General features: G+C 65.8%; 16 protein-coding genes. 10 read left to right on the top strand and 6 right to left on the bottom strand.

What is annotated here, in order from left to right; genetic code table 11:
- The 3 genes from CK240_RS09770 to cls form a co-directional block, all read left to right on the top strand.
- On the top strand, positions 1-212 hold a 212-nt coding region (locus CK240_RS09770; protein WP_167650008.1), incomplete at its 5' end, for a transposase.
- Between the two features lie 272 nt (positions 213-484).
- Positions 485-1,645, top strand: a complete 1,161-nt coding sequence (gene opgC, locus CK240_RS09765; protein ID WP_095640144.1) for an OpgC domain-containing protein — start codon at positions 485-487, stop codon at positions 1,643-1,645.
- 151 nt (positions 1,646-1,796) lie between these two features.
- Complete coding sequence (gene cls, locus CK240_RS09760) at positions 1,797-3,239, top strand: cardiolipin synthase (protein WP_095640143.1); 1,443 nt, start codon at positions 1,797-1,799, stop codon at positions 3,237-3,239.
- Between the two features lie 3 nt (positions 3,240-3,242).
- On the opposite strand, the gene CK240_RS09755 is transcribed toward cls, so the two are convergent.
- Positions 3,243-4,238: an MBL fold metallo-hydrolase gene (locus tag CK240_RS09755; RefSeq protein WP_095640142.1), complete on the bottom strand. Its 996-nt coding sequence runs from the start codon at positions 4,236-4,238 to the stop codon at positions 3,243-3,245.
- Between the two features lie 10 nt (positions 4,239-4,248).
- Positions 4,249-4,803, bottom strand: coding sequence for an HdeD family acid-resistance protein (locus CK240_RS09750; RefSeq protein WP_095640141.1), 555 nt, complete (start codon positions 4,801-4,803; stop codon positions 4,249-4,251).
- 209 nt (positions 4,804-5,012) lie between these two features.
- Here CK240_RS09750 and CK240_RS09745 point away from each other — a divergent pair, with 209 nt between their 5' ends.
- Entirely contained in the window at positions 5,013-5,432 is a 420-nt protein-coding gene (locus CK240_RS09745) for an ElaB/YgaM/YqjD family protein (RefSeq protein WP_095640140.1), read from the top strand.
- 4 nt (positions 5,433-5,436) lie between these two features.
- Complete coding sequence (locus tag CK240_RS09740) at positions 5,437-6,129, top strand: phage holin family protein (protein ID WP_205957803.1); 693 nt, start codon at positions 5,437-5,439, stop codon at positions 6,127-6,129.
- A gap of 73 nt (positions 6,130-6,202) precedes the next feature.
- Here the strand turns inward: CK240_RS09740 and grxD are convergent, their stop codons facing one another.
- The 3 genes from grxD to CK240_RS09725 all read right to left on the bottom strand — a co-directional run bounded on the left by grxD (position 6,203) and on the right by CK240_RS09725 (position 8,730).
- Positions 6,203-6,565 carry a Grx4 family monothiol glutaredoxin gene (gene grxD, locus CK240_RS09735; RefSeq protein WP_095640139.1) on the bottom strand — a complete coding sequence of 121 codons (363 nt, stop codon included), beginning with the start codon at positions 6,563-6,565 and terminating at the stop codon, positions 6,203-6,205.
- A 28-nt stretch (positions 6,566-6,593) separates the two neighbouring features.
- Positions 6,594-6,836 carry a BolA/IbaG family iron-sulfur metabolism protein gene (locus tag CK240_RS09730; protein ID WP_095640138.1) on the bottom strand — a complete coding sequence of 81 codons (243 nt, stop codon included), beginning with the start codon at positions 6,834-6,836 and terminating at the stop codon, positions 6,594-6,596.
- An 88-nt stretch (positions 6,837-6,924) separates the two neighbouring features.
- Positions 6,925-8,730 (bottom strand): thiamine pyrophosphate-requiring protein, encoded by a 1,806-nt coding sequence (locus CK240_RS09725; protein ID WP_095640137.1) that lies wholly within the window; start codon positions 8,728-8,730, stop codon positions 6,925-6,927.
- 136 nt (positions 8,731-8,866) lie between these two features.
- Here CK240_RS09725 and CK240_RS09720 point away from each other — a divergent pair, with 136 nt between their 5' ends.
- The 5 genes from CK240_RS09720 (at position 8,867) to CK240_RS09700 (ending at position 15,339) form a co-directional block, all read left to right on the top strand.
- Positions 8,867-9,520, top strand: a complete 654-nt coding sequence (locus tag CK240_RS09720) for a protein-L-isoaspartate(D-aspartate) O-methyltransferase (protein ID WP_095640136.1) — start codon at positions 8,867-8,869, stop codon at positions 9,518-9,520.
- Between the two features lie 41 nt (positions 9,521-9,561).
- Positions 9,562-9,849 (top strand): GNAT family N-acetyltransferase, encoded by a 288-nt coding sequence (locus CK240_RS09715; protein ID WP_095640135.1) that lies wholly within the window; start codon positions 9,562-9,564, stop codon positions 9,847-9,849.
- A gap of 311 nt (positions 9,850-10,160) precedes the next feature.
- A complete protein-coding gene (locus CK240_RS09710) occupies positions 10,161-12,401 on the top strand; it encodes a FepA family TonB-dependent siderophore receptor (RefSeq protein WP_095640134.1) in 2,241 nt (746 codons plus the stop codon).
- A 170-nt stretch (positions 12,402-12,571) separates the two neighbouring features.
- The gene (locus CK240_RS09705; protein WP_095640133.1) at positions 12,572-13,249 is read left to right on the top strand and encodes a TRAP transporter small permease subunit; all 678 of its coding nucleotides are present in this window, start codon (positions 12,572-12,574) and stop codon (positions 13,247-13,249) included.
- Positions 13,246-15,339, top strand: coding sequence for a TRAP transporter large permease (locus tag CK240_RS09700; protein ID WP_240517361.1), 2,094 nt, complete (start codon positions 13,246-13,248; stop codon positions 15,337-15,339). Before CK240_RS09705 ends, CK240_RS09700 begins: the two co-directional genes overlap by 4 nt.
- 106 nt (positions 15,340-15,445) lie before the next feature.
- Here CK240_RS09700 and CK240_RS09695 read toward each other — a convergent pair whose 3' ends face one another.
- Positions 15,446-16,603: a TRAP transporter substrate-binding protein gene (locus tag CK240_RS09695; RefSeq protein ID WP_095640132.1), complete on the bottom strand. Its 1,158-nt coding sequence runs from the start codon at positions 16,601-16,603 to the stop codon at positions 15,446-15,448.
- Positions 16,604-16,783: the final 180 nt, after the last annotated feature.

Below are 16,783 nucleotides of genomic sequence, written 5' to 3'. Positions count from 1 at the left end.
AAGACAAGGGGATAAAGGTCTGCATCCCCGGTCGAAAGTCCCGCAGGAAGGCCGTCAAATACGACAAGCGGCGCTACAAACGGCGCAACCGCATCGAGATCATGTTCGGCCGTCTGAAGGATTGGCGGCGCGTCGCCACCCGATACGACCGCTGCCCGGAAACCTTCTTCTCCGCGATCATGCTCGCCGCAACCGTCTTGTTCTGGCTGTGAAATTCAATGAGTCTGGACCCTAGGCAAGTCCTCCTTGCCCTCATGATTGATTGTCTGCGCATTAATATTACTAAAGGTTGCAAAATTCTACCGTGCAGAGAAGGAATCAGCGGCTGCAACATCCGCTGCGGGTAAGTCGAGAAATCAAGAATAATAGTGCAAAAACAATTACAATATAGGGATGGAATGATGATTGAATATAGATAGCATCTGACACGTTAACCCAGTTGTCTGTCTGTTACCTTGGGACGGGCCTTACGGAGACGGCGGATATGCGGTACTCTGTTTTCGATGGTCTTCGAGGCATCTTCCTGCTGCTGATGATGTATAATCATGGTGCCTCCGTTCTTCAGTCCCACCTCGGATCAGTCATAAATCATCATCAGCTTGGATTCGCTGATGCTGCCCATGGCTTTGTCTTTCTTTCTGGTATCGTAATCGCTCTTTACCTGATGCGCATTCTTCGCGAGCGCGGCGAAAAGGCTCTTGCGCCGATTGCTTGCCGCCGGATGCTTTTCATCTACAAATATCACATAGGGGCCTTGCTCAGCCTTGCCGTACTGGCAAATCTTCTTCCCCAACCACTCGGGCGTCTTGACGTATTCAGCCAGATGGGCGCCGATGAGTATCTTGCGATGTTGCTTCTGATCCACCAGCCAAGCTTTTTCGACATCCTGCCCATGTATATCGTGTTCATTGCGATTACGCCGCTAGTCCTGAAGCTGTTCGAACGGGGGCAGGCGTGGTCTGTGCTGGCGGTTTCGATCGGCCTGTGGCTGATCGCTCAGACAGGTGTAATCAGTGCGGCTGTGGGCACGATTGATCGGGCGAGTGACACAACTGGACTCGATATCCGGCTCGGCTCGTTCGGGATCTTCGCTTGGCAGCTGATCTACCTTGCAGGGTTGATGTTCGGCTACTTCACCTTCGTGGGCCGGTTTGATGTCAACATCATGCGCAGCGTGCCTGCCTCGTTCATGACGATCATGGCTGTCGCCTTCGTTGGGATTTTTCTGATCAGGCAGTATATCCTTCATGATTCCGTTACTCTTGGCAGGGCAACGGGCAGCCTGAGCGACGTTCATTCGAAGTGGAACTTCTCGCTGTTCTTTCTGACAAGTGCGGCGATCTATGCAATCATCATTGCATGGCTCTATGTAGCTGGCCCACGCTCGACAAACCCGACAGTTGCCTTTCTCTCAAGAGGTTTTCGGACGGTTCTCAATTCGGGACCGCTGGTCCTGCTCGGCCGGAACTCGATCCAGGTTTTCACCTATCATCTGCTGGTAGTCTATCTGCTGTCGGCTCTGGTGGAACATTATCACATTCCGGGGTCGGTGCGCTTTGCGCTTCTGATATTCTCCACCTTGTCCTTGTTTGCATTTGCGACGGTCTGGAAGCGGGCGAGCATCAGGTCCCCGGCTACGTCCTGAGCGCCATGGTTCCCGACGTTGTTGGTGACGTGGATCTTGGTGCCCCCCAAGTGCCGTCCAGGGGGCGAGCCCCTGCGCCCATCCAGAACCCGCTGGCCCTCTGCAACCTGCGCGGGCACTATGCAGTCGAAAGGGTGAACGGAGCGACGTGATGCCGGCGCAGATCGCAACAGGCCTGTCCCTTGCCTTTGCCGCCTATCTTGCCGTCACCGCCGTCTACATCATCTCGGAAAACCGTCGCCCCAGCGCGACATTCGCCTGGATGCTGCTGTTCTTCGTGCTGCCCGGCGCCGGGGTGATCGTCTACCTGCTGTTCGGCCGCAAGCACCGCCAGTTCGGTCAGACCGCAACCCTGATGCGGCATGAGTTCGCCCACCGGCTTGCCCCCGTCTTTGCTGCGCTCAGGCCGGAACAGGGGCGCGCCCTGCATCTCACCGGACCCGGGGCGTCGCTGGCGGAACTGGTGCGCAATACCAGCCAGTCGGCCGTCACCACCCGCAACGAGGTCCGCATCCTGCAAAATGCGGCCGAGGCCTACCCTGCGCTGATCGCCGACCTGAAGTCGGCACGCAGTTCCATCCACCTGCAGTATTTCAGCTGGAACACGGACGAGTTGGCCGAGGACCTGCTCCGCCTCCTGTCGGCCAAGGTGGCCGAGGGCGTGGATGTCCGCATCGTCTATGATCCCGTCGGTTCGCTTCTGATGCTGAAGCGCAGCTACATCCGCAGGATGCGGCGCGCGGGCATCCGGATGGAGCCTTTCTCCAAGCTGTGGCGCTTGCACACGATCTCTTACCGCAACCACCGCAAGATCGCGGTCATCGACGGCTGCGTGGGCCATACCGGCGGGCTGAACATCGGCGGCGAGCACGTGACGCCGCCCAAGGGCTTCGCGCTGTGGCGCGACACGAACATCCGCGTCGAGGGGTCAGCCGTGACGCTGCTGCAGGCGGTCTTCGCGGTGGACTGGCACAACGCGACCGGAGAGTATGTCTTCCGGCCCGAGGCCTTTCCGCCCCCGCCCGCGCGGCTGGAAAACGCCCGGCTGCCCGTCCAGATGACGCTTTCAGGTCCGGATTCCCAATGGCAGGCGATCCGGCAGCTGTATTTCTCGATGATCACCACCGCGCGCAAGCGCGTCTACATGCAGTCGCCCTTCTTCATCCTGGACCCCAGCATCGCCGAGGCGCTGAAGGCAGCGGCGCTGTCGGGCGTGGACGTGCGGGTGATGATCAGCGCGCGCGGCACCAACCAGTATGTGCCCTACTGGGCCGCCAACACCTACATGGAGGAGATCGCGGCCGCCGGCGCCACGGTGCTGTTGTATGAAGCGGGCTACCTGCACGCCAAGACGGTCATCACCGATGGCTCCGTCTGCTCGATCGGGTCGGCCAACATCGACATCCGCAGCTTCAGCATCAACTACGAGCTGAACGCCGTGATCTACGACGAGGCGCTGTCGGCCGAGCTTGAGGCGGCCTTCCTGCGCGACGTCGCGGATTGCCGCCAGTTCACCGTGGAGGAATACCGCAGCCGCAGTGCGCTTGTGCGCTTCCGCGATTCCGTGGCGCGGCTGTTTTCGCCGCTGATGTGAGCCTCAGCGCCAGGGCAGTTCGACCGCCATGCCGGGGCCGAGCGGCTGGAAGCTGTCGCGCGGCATCCCTCGGTCCTCGAGGGCGCGGGCGAGGTCGAGGGGCGGGGCTTCCTGCGCCTCGTAGGTCATCTGGAACGTGCCCCAGTGATGGCCGAAGGCCCGGCGGGCGCCACAGTCCAGCATGATCTGCACGGCCTCGGCGGGGTTCACGTGCTGGGCGCGCATGAACCAGCGCGGCTCGTAGGCGCCGATGGGCAGGATCGCCACGTCGGGCCGGCCGAAGAGTTCACGGATGCGGGGAAAGATGCTTCCGTCGCCGTAGGCGGTGTCTCCCACGTGATAAAGGACGCCTCCGCCGGGACTGGTCACCACAAAGGAACACCACAGTGTCATGCGGCGGTCCGCCATGCCACGGCCCGACCAGTGGAACGCCGGTTCCAGATGGACGGACAGGCGGGGTGACAGGACCGTCCTTTCGCCCCAATCATGGGTTTCCACCGTGATCCCGGGGTCGTGGCGGCGGATCACGACGTCGTTGCCCAGCGGGGCGATGATCCGGGGCTCCCATCGGCGCGCCAGGCGAAGGATCGCGGGGATGTCCATGTGGTCGTAATGGTTGTGGGTGATCAGGATCGCGTCGATCGGGGGCAGGTCGTCGAAGCGGATGCCGGGCGGCTGGGCGCGGAGGGGACCGGCGCCGGGGACGGGGCCGAGGCGGTCGGCATAGACCGGATCGATCAGCAGGTTGACGCCGCAAACCTGCACCAGCAGGCTCGCATGCCCGATCATTGCGATCCGCAGCCCCCCGAAGCGGCGGGGCGGCAGGTCGAAGCGCGCGGGGGGCGTCACGGCCGGCCAGTAGCGCGCCGCCTTGACCGCGTTCATCCAGGCCAGTTCCAGCAGGTTGTTGGCCCGCGGCTCGAACGAGGAATGGAAGCGCAGCCCGTCGAAATGGTCCGAAACGGGACCATCGTAGAAGGGGTTGCGCGACTGGGGCATGAAGAGGGGCTTACGCGCGGTTCAGGCCGATGCCGAAGAACAGCCAGCCAAGGCCCTGGCCCATCAGGTCCGCAGCAAGGAAGATGCCCAGGATCCACAGGCTGTTGACCGGCCAGCCCGAGATGATGACCAGCGCCACGACAATGCTGAGGATGCCCATGAACAGAACCCAGCCCCAGCCCGGGCGCGGCCGCTCGCGGATGGCGACGACGATGCGCAGGATGCCCGCGGCGATCAGCCCCGCCGCCAGCAGCAGCGTCAGCATCGTCGAGGCCAGCAGCGGGTTCATGATGGTGAAGATGCCTGCGATGCCGTAAAGGAGCGCGCCCAGCACCATCAGGATCGAGCGTCCCCATCCCTTAACGCGGAAGGCCAGCACCAGCTGGCCCACGGCGCCGATCAGCATCAGGATGCCGACGTAGTAGACGGTTGCGACCGTTGCGACCAGCAGGTTGGCAAGGGCGATCAGCCCCAGCAGGACAAGCAGGACACCCAGGGCGATGAACCAGCCCCGGTAGCCGCGCAATTGACCGGGCGCGGAACCGGCGGAATCACGATAGGCCATGCTTCATACTCCGGCGAGGCCGCCGCCCGCCGGGCGAAGCGGCAGGAAATGAGGTTTGACCCCGTCCAACGACCAGGGCCCGCGCCGTGTTCCCTGAAGATCGCGGCCCTTTCGAGGCGGCCCGATCTTTGGCTGCTCAGGGAACGAATCCCTGTGGCGTTGTGTTCGGGTGCCATAAGCAACTGCCCCTGACTGGAAAGGACAAGACGATGGCCAACAATTACACCGCCTCGGACGCGCAGAACGACATGAACGACGCCGCCAAGGACGTGAAGGATGCCGCGCAGGACACCGCTAAGGACGTGAAGTCGGGCATCAACAAGCTGGCCGACGACGCCAAGGACGCCTGGAACGAGGCCACCGGCAACACCACCACCGACAAGGTCAAGCAGACCGCTGCCGAACTGGCCGACGCCGCCCGCGAGCGGGGGCAGGAATTCGTGGGTCGTGCCCGCTCCGAGGCCGACCGCCTGTATCGCGAAGGCGAGCGCCGCGCCCACGAGGTCGCGGAATACGCCGGCGACTACTATGACGAGATGTCGGAAATGGTCCGCCGCAAGCCCGCGCAGGCGCTGGGCATCGCGGCCGGCGTCGGCTTCCTTGTCGGCCTGATCCTCGCGCGCCGCTGATCCCATGTTCGATTACGCGCGCAACATGCAGCTCGCCCTGAGCGACGCGGGCCGGAGGGTCGCCCTCAAGGCGGCCGCCGGCATCGTGATCGCGGTGGGCGCGGGCTTCCTGATCGCGGCGTTGTGGTCGTTCCTGGCCTGGAACCTCGGCTGGGGGCCCGTGGGGGCCTCGCTCGCCATCGGCCTTCTTTTCGTGGTGGTCGGCATCGTCTTCCTGTCGATGTCGAAGAAGGTGAACCACCCGGTGCCCAGCACCGACGAACTGAAGGCCGAGGTCGAGACCCGGCTGAGCCTGGCCACCGATGCGGCGATGGAAAAGGCCCGCATCAAGGCGGTCGAGGTGGTGGACAACGTCGAGAACCGCGTCCACTCCTTCGTCGACGACGTGACCTACAAGGCCGAGCGCTTCGTCGACAACGCCGAGGCAAAGGTGCAGGGCTTCACCCGCAACGTGGCGGGGCAGGCGGCGCAGAAGGTCGGGCTGACGCCCCAGTTCTTTGCCGAAGCGCAGGATACGGTCGAGCGGGTCAAGAACTCGAACGCGGCCACGATCCCGCCCCTGCTCAGCGCCTTCGCGGTCGGGATCGCGATCGCGAACCGGGTGCAGGGCTGGCGCCGGTCGGAGAGCCGGGACTGGGAACGCTACGACGACCGCTACGATCGCTACGACGACGAGGACGACGACTACTATCCCTGAGGCAGTCAATGTCCTTGCACATGAAAAAGGGCCGCGGTCATCGCGGCCCTTTCGACATCGGGAATGCTGCGGATCAGCTGTTGGCTTCGCGGATCTTCTCGGCCGCCTGCTTGTCGTAAGGGACGCCGGTGCGGTCCAGAAGCTGGTCCAGTTCGCCCGACAGGGTCATCTCGGTGACGATGTCGCAGCCGCCCACGAACTCGCCCTTGATGTAAAGCTGGGGCACGGTCGGCCAGTCGGAAAAGTCCTTGATGCCCTGACGCATCTCGTCGCTGGAAAGCACGTTCACGTCGCGGTAGGCCACGCCCATGTAGTTCAGCACCCCGGCCACGCGGCTGGAGAAGCCGCACTGCGGGACCTCTTTCGTGCCCTTCATGAACAGAACGACGTCATTGCTGTCGATCAGTTCCTGGATGTCGGTGCGGATGTCGGTCATGTTTCTGGTGTCCTCGGAGAGGTTGCGTTCAGTCGGGCGCGCGGGTGGTCAGCGCCAGCGCGTGCAGCGCGCCGGCGGGGCCGTCCATGCGTCCCTTCAGCGCGGCATAGACCATGCGCTGCTGCTGGACCCGGTTCTGGCCGCGGAAGCTTTCGTCGATGACTTCGGCCGCGAAGTGGTTTCCGTCACCCGCAAGGTCGGTGATGGTGATCCGGGCCGAGGGGAAGGCCTCGCGGATCAGCGCCTCGATCTCATAGGCTTCCATCGCCATGACGCATCCTCCGGGTTGCTCTGCCGGACTGACTTAGGACGGGGTGCAGGGGCGCGCAAGGGGCCGCCCCGTGCCCGGGTGCGGCGGGTCAGTCGGGCAGGATGCGGCCCAGGATCTGCTTTGCCGTTCCCGCGATCATGCCCGCGGGCCGCTGCTCGTGCCACATCGCGGTGGCATAGGCGCGGGCCTGGTCCAGCGTGATATGCGGGGGCAGGGGCGCCACGTTCGGGTCGCCGAGGATGTCCAGCACGAAGGGCCGGTCGGCAGCCAGCGCCTCGTCCCAGGCGGGACCGATGTCCTCGGGGCGTTCCACGCGGCGGCCGCCCAAACCCATCAGCTTGGCGATGTCGGCATAGGGAATATCGGGCAGGGTCTGGCTCGCGGGCCATTTCGGGTCGCCGATCTGGACGCGTTCCTCCCAGGTGACGAAGGCCAGCTCGCGGTTGTTCAGCGCCATGACGATCAGGCGCGGGTCCGTCCACTGCCGCCAGTAGCGCGAGATGGTGATGAGTTCGGACATCCCGTTCATCTGCATCGCGCCGTCGCCCACGAGCGCGATCACCGGCCGGTCGGGATGGGCGAACTTGGCTGCGATGGCATAGGGCACCGCGCAGCCCATCGTGGCCAGCGTGCCCGAAACCGAGCCCATCATCCCCTCGCGCAGATCGAGGTTGCGCGCCCACCAGACGGTTGTCGTGCCGCTGTCGGCGGTCACGATGGCGCGGTCCGGCAGGCGCGGCGTCAGTTCGGTCGCGATCTTCTGGGGGTTGATCGGATCGGCCTCGACCGCCGCCTCTCCGGCCAGCGCCTCGCGCGAGTCCCGGACGGATTTCTCGACCTGCTCGCGCCAGCCGCGGTCCTCCTTGCGCTTCAGCAGCGGGATCAAGGCGCGCAGGGTGGCGGCGGAATCGCCCTGCAGGTTGACCTCCATCGGGTAGCGCAGCCCCAGCATCCCGGCATCGAGGTCGATCTGAACGCCACGCACGCTGCCGGGCTTGGGCAGGTACTCCGCATAAGGAAAGCCCGAGCCGACCCACAGCAGCGTGTCGCAGCCCTTCATCAGCGCGTCGCTGGCGGGCGTCCCCAGAAAGCCCATGGACCCCGTGACCCAGGGCAGGTCGTCGGGCAGGGCGGTCTTGCCCAGCAGCGCCTTGGCGACGCCCGCGCCCAGGATCTCGGCCACCTCGGTGACTTCGGCGGCCGCGCCGATGGCCCCCGCGCCGACAAGGATCGCCACCTTCTCGCCCGCGTTCAGCACCTCGGCCGCCGTGCGCAGCGACGCGTCGGCCGGGACGGGCACCGTCTCGGCCAAGCCCACGCCCGAGAAGGTGGACCCATGCTCGCGCGGCGGCATCTCCATCGGTTCGTTCTGCAGGTCGTTGGGCAGGATCACGCAGGTCACGCGCCGCTCGGCCTTGGCGATCCGCCAGGCGCGGTCGATCAGGTGCGGCACCTGCTCGGGCAGGGTGGCCGTGGCGACGAAGGCCCCGGCCACGTCCTTGAACAGCGATTGCAGGTCCAGGTCCTGCTGGTAATGCGATCCCATCGCCGAACGCGCCTGTTGGCCCACCAGCGCGACGACCGGCATGTGGTCGCCGCGCGCGTCGTAAAGCCCGTTCAGCAGATGCACCGCGCCGGGCCCCGAGGTCGCAAGACAGAATCCGACCTCGCCGGTGAACTTGGCGTGCGCGGTCGCGCAAAGGCCGGCCATCTCCTCGTGCCGGACCTGGACGAACTCGATCATGGGCGAGCCGGGATCGGCGTCATGCGCCTTTTCCATCCGCTGCAACGCGCCGATCAGGCCGCCCACGCCGTCGCCCGCATAGCCATAGACACGGCGCGCGCCCCAGTCATGGGCCCGCTGCATGATGAAATCGGCAACCCTGTCCGCCATCGTCCTTCCCCCTGCATTCCGATGCGACAGGAACGGGCGGGGACGGGCAGGGGTTGCGTCGGCGGGCCAATTATCGGCCGGAACGCCTCGGCCTGCCAGTCGTTGAGCCTTGCATCGGTGACACGGGACCACGGCGATGCCCGACTACAGGACAGAGCGCGAGCGCATGGTCGAAACGCAGATCGCCGGACGCGGGGTGCGCGATCCCGGAGTGCTTCAAGCGATGCGAGAGGTGCCGCGCGAGGCCTTTGTCCCGCCGCATCTGGCGGCAGACGCCTATACCGACCGGCCGCTGTCCATCGGCGAGGGCCAGACCATCTCGCAGCCCTATATCGTCGGGCTGATGCTGGAAGCGGGCGAGATCGGGGGGCAGGACCGCGTGCTCGAGATCGGGGCAGGGTCGGGTTATGCCGCCGCCGTGGCAAGCCGCCTGGCCGCGCAGGTCTGCGCTGTCGAGCGCATTGGGGCCTTGGCGCAGGCCGCGCGCGAAAGGCTGGCCCGGCTGGGCTATGACAACGTCGAGGTTTTGCAGGGGGACGGAACGGAAGGTTGGCCGGCGCGGCGCATCTTCGACGTGATCCTGGTTGCCGCGGCCGGCCCCGAAGTGCCGCAGGCGCTGGTGGCGCAGCTTGCGCAGGACGGTCGGCTGGTGATGCCGGTCGGCCCCCGGTCCGGCCCGCAGCGGCTTGTGCGCCTGCGCCGAACCCCGGATGGTTTGCGGCAGGACGACTGGGGCGCCGTGGCCTTCGTGCCCTTGATCGGCGCCGAGGGCTTTGCCGAGGACAAGTGAACCCCGTCGGACCAGGACGGCAGCAGCGAAAGGACGCATCGATGGCCGAGTTTCAGATTGAACGCGAGGAGAGCGGAAAGGGTGGTCGCTATGTCACCCGGCTGGAAGGGGCCGAGGCCGAGATGACATGGACCGCCGCCGAAAGCCTGGACATCATCGACCACACCTATGTTCCGCCGGAATTGCGTGGCCGGTCGGTGGGCGAGGCGCTGGTCGCCCGCGCGGTCGAGGATGCGCGTCGAAGCGGCCGCAAGATCCTGCCGCTGTGCAGCTTCGCGGCGGCGCAGTTCCGGCGCAATTCCGACTGGCAGGACGTGCTGGCGCGCTGACCGCTCCCCGTCACGTCCGATGGCGCAGCGTCAAGGGCGGGCCCGGCCGCCCCCCGGCCCGTCGTATCCCGAACACGCCGCGTCGGTCCGTCATCCCGGGATCGTTCCATATGCCGTGCCGACCCGCCGCACGATCCTGCCTTGCAGGCTGGCCGCGCTGAGGTCGCCCGTCAGATCCCGGCATGTGACGGAAGGTCGCCTCGTTCCTGCCGCCCTTGCATGTCCAACTAAATTAGTAAAGAAGAACAATCCTCTGCATATGCAAGCCTCCACTGCCAGCCAATGCGTCTTTCTGGTGAGTGGAGCGATAGATGAGAACTCTTGCGATGCGGCTGGCCTCGGGCACGGCGCTTGGACTGGCCGCGGCCGCGATGGCGGTCCCCCTTTCCGCGCAGGAAACCGACAGCGTGGTGCTGGAAACGGTGGTGCTGACCGCAGAGGAGCAGGCCAAGCAGGCACTTGGCGTGTCCCAGATCACCGAGGAGGACCTTGAAAGGCAGCCCGTCGTCAACGACGTGGCGGAAATCATCCGCAAGCAGCCCGGCGTCAACCTGACCGGGGCCACGGCCACAGGTCAGCGCGGCAACCAGCGCCAGATCGACATCCGTGGGATGGGGCCGGAAAACACGCTGATCCTGATCGACGGCAAGCCCGTGCTGTCGCGCAACTCGGTCAAGATGAGCCGGGGCGGCGAGCGCGACACGCGCGGCGATTCCAATTGGGTGCCCGCCGAACTGATCGAAAGCATCGAGGTCATCCGCGGCCCGGCGGCGGCGCGCTATGGCTCGGGTGCCTCGGGTGGGGTGGTCAACATCATCACCAGGCGCCCCGACAGCTTCACGGGCCAGGTCACGACCCACTACAACCTGCCCGAAAGCAGCGACGAGGGCGACACCGCCCGCGCGAACTTCATGCTGGCGGGCCCGGCGGGCGAACGGATGAGCTTCCGCCTGTTCGGCAGCTACAACAAGACCGACCCGGATTCGACCGACATCAACGCGGTCGAGGTGATCGACGAGGACACCGGCCTGCCCGTCGTCCAGGAACTCTCCGGCCGCGAGGGCGTCGTGAACAAGGACGGGGGCGCGCTGCTGACGTGGCAGGCCGCGCCGGGCCACGAGGTCGATTTCGAGGTCAATGTCTCGCGCCAGGGGAACCGCTTCGCCGGCGACACCCGCAACGGCGCGGTGCAGGAGGACGTGGGTGACGTGAACCTGATCGGGGACGAGACCAACCGGATGTATCGCCGCGCTTATGCGATCACCCATCGCGGCGAATACGCCTTCGGCGAGTCGCGCAGCTTCATCCAGTGGGAGAACACCCACAACACCCGGCTCTGCGCGGGGCTTGCCGGCAGCTCCGAGGACAACATCACGAACTGCGTCGACACCGACGGCGACGGCACCAACGATGCCACCGAATATCAGACCATCAAGCTGGACACGGTCACGGCCAAGTCCGAATGGATCATGCCGATGGACCTGGGCGGAAAAGCCAGCAAGCTGACCTTCGGCGCCGAGTACCGGGGCGAGTTCATGGAGGACGCGGCCTCGATCCGGAACGCGCTGCCACCCGAACTCGGAGGGGATACGGGCGTCCCGCCGGACCCCTCGGACCGCGACCCCGACATCGACCAGCAGACCATCGGGCTTTACGCCGAGGCCAATATCGAGTGGAACGACCGTCTGACGCTGACCCCCGGCCTCCGGCTGGACCATGGCGACCGCTTCGGCAGCGCCGTCTCGCCAAGCCTGAACGCGACCTATGCGATCAGCGACGCCTGGACGATGAAGCTGGGCGTCGCGCGCGCCTTCAAGACGCCGAACCTGTACCAGCTGAACCCGAACTACGTGTATTCGACCAACGGCAACGGCTGCCCGTTCCCCTATTACCGGCAGGGCCCGTGCTACATCCTCGGCAACCCCGATCTTGAACCGGAACGCAGCCTGAACAAGGAAATCGGCATCGCCTATGAGGGCGCGAACGGGGTGGCCGGCAGCCTGACCTGGTTCCACAACGATTATGACAACCGCATCGCCGCCGGACTCGAGCAGATCAACGGTGATGTCGTGCCGCGTCTTTATCGCTGGGAAAACCAGGGCGAGGCCGTGATCTCGGGGATCGAGGGGAACTTCTCGACCGACCTCGGGGAACGCTTTGCACTGAATGCGAACCTCACCAAGATGATCAAGTCCGAGAAGAAGAACGGCGAGCCGCTGAGCCTGATCCCCGACTATACGGTGAACGCGTCTCTGGACTGGTATGCGGGCGACGCGGTCACGGTGACACTGTCGGCCACCGTTTATGGCGAGATCGACGCGGCGACGCTCAACTCCTCGACGGGCTACGAGCTGGACGAAACGAACGACCGCCCCTCGTATTCGGTGGTCAACCTCGGGGCGGTCTGGGACGTGACCGAACAGGCGCGCGTTTCGGCCGGGATCACGAACCTGTTCGACGAAAGGGTCCTTCGGACGGACACCAACACCGGCGCCAACACCTTCAACGAGCCCGGCCGCGCGTTCTACCTGACGCTCAGCCAGTCCTTCTGAAAACGGCCGCCCGCCCCGCGTCCTGCGCCGGGGCGGGCACGGGCCCGGGCGGCCACGGAAATGCTTGACCGCCCCGGCGAAGGTCCGCCATATCCGCGCACCATCGAGGCCGGGGAAGACGCGTCGGAAAGGCGCGCGAACGGCGGCCGTCAAAGGGGAGGGATCTGGACATGAGCGGCCTTCTGGCCCTGTCGCGCGGCATCGACCGCATCAACACGGTGATCGGCCGCAGCGTCAGCTGGCTGATCCTCGTGGCCGTGCTGGTCAGCGCGGGAAACGCGATCATCCGCAAGGTATGGTCGATTTCCTCGAACGCCTGGCTCGAATTGCAATGGTATCTGTTCGGCGCGGCCTTTCTGCTGGCCGCGGCCTATACCCTGCTGGAAAACGAGCATATCCGCATCGACATCATCTATGGCGCGCGTTCGCGGCGCACGCAGCACTGGATCGACCTGATCGGGCATCTGCTGTTCCTGATGCCCTTCGTCATCCTGATGATCTGGCTGATGGTGCCCTGGCTTGAGCGCTCGATCGCCAACGGCGAGCGGTCGATGAACGCGGGCGGGCTGGTCCTGTGGCCGGCCAAGGCGCTGCTGCTGGCGGGCTTCATCCTGCTGTTCTTCCAGGGGCTGTCCGAGATCATCAAGAAGATCGCGGTGATGCGCGGGATCATTCCCGACACCCAGGCGCAGTTCTCGGCCCATGGCGAGGTGTCCATCGACGACAAGCTGCTGGCCGAGGCCGGCTTTGCCGATCCCGACCATCCGATCACGGACGAGCTGCTCGGCCACCCGGCCGACCACCGCACCAACTACACCGACCGCACCGACCGGGGGACGCGCAAATGATGGAACTGATCGCGCAGAACATGGCGCCGATCATGTTCGCAAGCCTCGTGGTGTTCCTGCTGCTGGGCTATCCCGTCGCCTTCGCGCTGGCCGCGAACGGCCTTCTGTTCTTCATCGTCGGCGTCGAGCTTGCCCCCCTGTCGGGGGGCAACATCAACCTGTCTTGGAACCTGCTTCAGGCCATGCCGGAACGGTTGTGGGGGTTGTTATCCAACGAGACATTGCTGGCGATCCCGTTCTTCACCTTCATGGGGATCGTGCTCGAGAAATCCGGCATGGCCGAGGACCTGCTGGACACCATCGGCCAGCTGTTCGGTCCGGTGCGGGGCGGCCTTGCCTATGCGGTCATCATCGTGGGCGCGCTGCTGGCGGCGACCACGGGCGTCGTCGCGGCCTCGGTGATCGCCATGGGGCTGATCTCGCTGCCGATCATGCTGCGCTACGGTTATGACCGGCGGCTCGCCTCGGGCGTGATCGCGGCCTCGGGCACGCTGGCGCAGATCATCCCGCCCAGCCTCGTGCTGATCGTGCTGGCCGACCAGCTCGGCCGGTCGGTAGGCGACATGTACAAGGGCGCCATGATCCCGGGCCTCGTGCTGACCGGGTTCTACCTGTCCTATGTCTTCGTGATGTCGATCATCCGGCCGAACTCGATGCCCGCGCTGCCGAAAGAGGCGAGAACGCTGGGCTCCGGCGTCGCCTCGCTTCTGGTGGCGCTGCTGCTGACGGGCGCGCTGGGCTATGCGCTGTTCCACTGGATGCACCCGCGCTACGGCACCAACGCCGACATCCTGGCCCCCACCGCGGCAGTGGTCGCGATCTACGTGCTGGCGCTGCTGGACCGCACGCTGAAGACCAACGTGATGAGCCGGCTGGCGCAGCAGGTCATCATCGTGCTGATCCCGCCGCTGGCGCTGATCTTCCTGGTGCTGGGCACGATCTTCCTCGGCATCGCCACGCCCACCGAGGGCGGCGCCATGGGCGCGGTCGGCGCGCTGGTGCTGGCCGGCGCCAAGGGCCGGCTGGGCGGCGGGGTCATCCCGCAGGCGCTGACGGCGACGACGCGGCTGTCGGCCTTCGTCATGTTCATCCTGATCGGGGCCCGGGTCTTCTCGCTGACCTTCTACGGGGTGAACGGGCACATCTGGGTCGAGCATCTGCTGACCTCGCTGCCGGGCGGCCAGTACGGCTTCCTGATCGTGGTCTCGATCCTCGTCTTCCTGCTGGCCTTCTTCCTCGACTTCTTCGAACTGGCCTTCATCATCGTGCCGCTGCTGGCACCGGCCGCGGAAAGCCTGGGCATCGACCTGATCTGGTTCGGCGTCCTGCTGGGCGTGAACATGCAGACCTCGTTCATGCACCCGCCCTTCGGCTTCTCGCTGTTCTTCCTGCGCTCGGTCGCGCCCAAGGTGCCCTACAAGGACAAGGTGACCGGCCTGATGATGGAGCCGGTGAGGACGGGCCAGATCTACTGGGGGGCCGTGCCCTTCGTGGTGATCCAGATCGTCATGGTGGGCATGGTCATGGCCTTCCCGGGAATGGTCATGCACTACAAGGGCCCGGCGATCGACACCTCGAACGTCGAGGTCAGCTTCCCTGCTGGCAACCTGGGCGGCGGCCTGGGCGGGCTCGGCGGTCTGGGCGGCACTCCCTTCGGCGCGCCGGCCGCACCCGGAGCCGCACCCGGCGGCCTTGGCGGTCTCGGCAATCCGTTCGGAGCGCCCGCACCCGCCCAACCTGATGCCGCCGCTCCTGCGGCTCCTGCGGCTCCGGCGGCTCCGGCAAGCGGGGGCCTGGGCGGGTTGAGTTCCCCGCCCAGCTTCGGCGCGCCTGCGACGCCTCCGGCTCCGGCTCCGGCTCCGGCCCCGGCAGCGCCGGGCGCCGACCTGAGCGCACCGCCCAGCTTTGGCGCCCCTGCGGCCCCTGCGGCCCCTGCGGCCCCTGCGGTCCCGGCGCCCGCACCCGCTGGCGGCCTTGGGACGCCCCCGAACTTCGGGACGCCTGCGGCCAGTGCCCCTGCCGGCGGGACGACGCCCGCCGTGCCGGTCACGCCCGCACCGGCGGAACCGGCGGCTCCTGCACCCAACTGAACGAAGAAAGGGCGCCTCAACGGCGCCCTTTTCCTTTGCAGGCCTACCGGGCCAACAGGAAAGCCGCCGCCCCGAGGGACGGCGGCTCTTTGTTCCGGCGCGCGGCTTACAGCTTGCCGTTGCGCTGCTGGATCATCATCATCGTGTCGAAGGTGTAGTCCGTCGTCTGGCCGTAGAGATACCAGTCGTTCAGGAAGGATTTCTGCGCCTCCCACATCCGCTTGAACTCGGCGTTCTCGTTCGACAGCTCGTCATAAACCTGCCGCGAGGCGTCGAAGGCGGCCATCATCACGTCTTCCGGGAAGGGCAGCGGCTGCGCGCCCGACTGGGCCAGGCGCTTCAGCGCCGTCGGGTTCTTGTAGTCGTATTCCGACAGCGTGTTCAGGTCGGTCGCCTGGCAGGCCGTGCGAAGGATCGCCTTGTAGACCTCGGGCAGCTCGTTCCACTTGGCGAGGTTGAAGAACATCCCCACCGTGGGCCCGCCTTCCCAGAAGCCGGGGTAATAGTAGAAGGGCGCGACCTTCTGGAAGCCAAGCTTCTCGTCGTCATAGGGGCCGACCCACTCGGCGGCGTCGATGGTGCCCTTTTCCAGCGCCGGGTAGATGTCGCCGCCCGCGATCTGCTGCGGCACGACGCCCAGCTTCTCCATCACGCGGCCGGCGAGGCCCGAGATGCGCATCTTCAGGCCCTGCATGTCGGCCACGCTGCCGATCTGCTTGCGATACCAGCCGCCCATCTGCGAACCGGTGTTGCCCACCGGCAGGGCCAGCAGGTTCTGCTTGGCCAGGAACTCGTTGTAGGAATCGATCCCGCCGCCGTGATAGTTGTAGGCAGCCTTGCCGCGGGCGTTGAACGTCCAGGGCAGGTCGGCGCCGCAGGCGAAGGCCGGGTCCTTGCCCCAGCTGTAATAGCCGACCGAGTTCGCCATCTCGACCGTGCCGTCGGTCGCCGCGTCGATGGCCTGCAGGCCGGGCACGATCTCGCCTGCCGCGAAGACCTGCAGGTTGAACTTGCCGTCGGTCATGGCCTTGACGCGCTCGGACACGTCCACGCCGCTGCCATAGATCGTTTCAAGCGACTTGGGGAAGGACGAGGCGACGCGCCAGTTGATCGTCGGCATTTCCTGCGCGATGGCGGGCGCGGCCAGGGTCGCGCCGGCTGCAGCCGCGGCGCCGCCGACCGAGGCAGTCGTCAGGAACCGGCGGCGGTCGAGTTTGGTCTTGTCGGTCAAGTCATTTCCTCCTCTGTGACGGGCGTGCGGCATTGACCGCGCCGCCGCCCGTTCGTGCGCGCAGATTGCATTGCGGGCAGGGGGCTGTCCACATGGCGTTGCAGTCATCCCGAGGAAACCTTGCCAACGGATTGATCTTGTCGTGCGGGACGCCGGGTCAGGGCGCGAAATCGTCTTTCCCTTTGGCCGCGTCTGTGGAATCGATGCGACCGG

The organism is Paracoccus salipaludis (assembly GCF_002287065.1).
In the GTDB taxonomy this organism is placed as follows: Bacteria; Pseudomonadota; Alphaproteobacteria; order Rhodobacterales; family Rhodobacteraceae; genus Paracoccus; species Paracoccus salipaludis.
This window is presented reverse-complemented; position numbering and strand designations above follow the sequence as displayed.

What these genes read in the sequence shown, in the direction of transcription:
- opgC (WP_095640144.1), top strand. Translation starts at nt 485, where the DNA reads ATGCGGTACTCTGTTTTCGATGGTCTTCGAGGCATCTTCCTGCTGCTG.
- cls (WP_095640143.1), top strand. Translation starts at nt 1,797, where the DNA reads ATGCCGGCGCAGATCGCAACAGGCCTGTCCCTTGCCTTTGCCGCCTAT.
- CK240_RS09755 (WP_095640142.1), bottom strand. Translation starts at nt 4,238, where the DNA reads ATGCCCCAGTCGCGCAACCCCTTCTACGATGGTCCCGTTTCGGACCAT.
- CK240_RS09750 (WP_095640141.1), bottom strand. Translation starts at nt 4,803, where the DNA reads ATGGCCTATCGTGATTCCGCCGGTTCCGCGCCCGGTCAATTGCGCGGC.
- CK240_RS09745 (WP_095640140.1), top strand. Translation starts at nt 5,013, where the DNA reads ATGGCCAACAATTACACCGCCTCGGACGCGCAGAACGACATGAACGAC.
- CK240_RS09740 (WP_205957803.1), top strand. Translation starts at nt 5,437, where the DNA reads ATGTTCGATTACGCGCGCAACATGCAGCTCGCCCTGAGCGACGCGGGC.
- grxD (WP_095640139.1), bottom strand. Translation starts at nt 6,565, where the DNA reads ATGACCGACATCCGCACCGACATCCAGGAACTGATCGACAGCAATGAC.
- CK240_RS09730 (WP_095640138.1), bottom strand. Translation starts at nt 6,836, where the DNA reads ATGGCGATGGAAGCCTATGAGATCGAGGCGCTGATCCGCGAGGCCTTC.
- CK240_RS09725 (WP_095640137.1), bottom strand. Translation starts at nt 8,730, where the DNA reads ATGGCGGACAGGGTTGCCGATTTCATCATGCAGCGGGCCCATGACTGG.
- CK240_RS09720 (WP_095640136.1), top strand. Translation starts at nt 8,867, where the DNA reads ATGCCCGACTACAGGACAGAGCGCGAGCGCATGGTCGAAACGCAGATC.
- CK240_RS09715 (WP_095640135.1), top strand. Translation starts at nt 9,562, where the DNA reads ATGGCCGAGTTTCAGATTGAACGCGAGGAGAGCGGAAAGGGTGGTCGC.
- CK240_RS09710 (WP_095640134.1), top strand. Translation starts at nt 10,161, where the DNA reads ATGAGAACTCTTGCGATGCGGCTGGCCTCGGGCACGGCGCTTGGACTG.
- CK240_RS09705 (WP_095640133.1), top strand. Translation starts at nt 12,572, where the DNA reads ATGAGCGGCCTTCTGGCCCTGTCGCGCGGCATCGACCGCATCAACACG.
- CK240_RS09700 (WP_240517361.1), top strand. Translation starts at nt 13,246, where the DNA reads ATGATGGAACTGATCGCGCAGAACATGGCGCCGATCATGTTCGCAAGC.
- CK240_RS09695 (WP_095640132.1), bottom strand. Translation starts at nt 16,603, where the DNA reads ATGCCGCACGCCCGTCACAGAGGAGGAAATGACTTGACCGACAAGACC.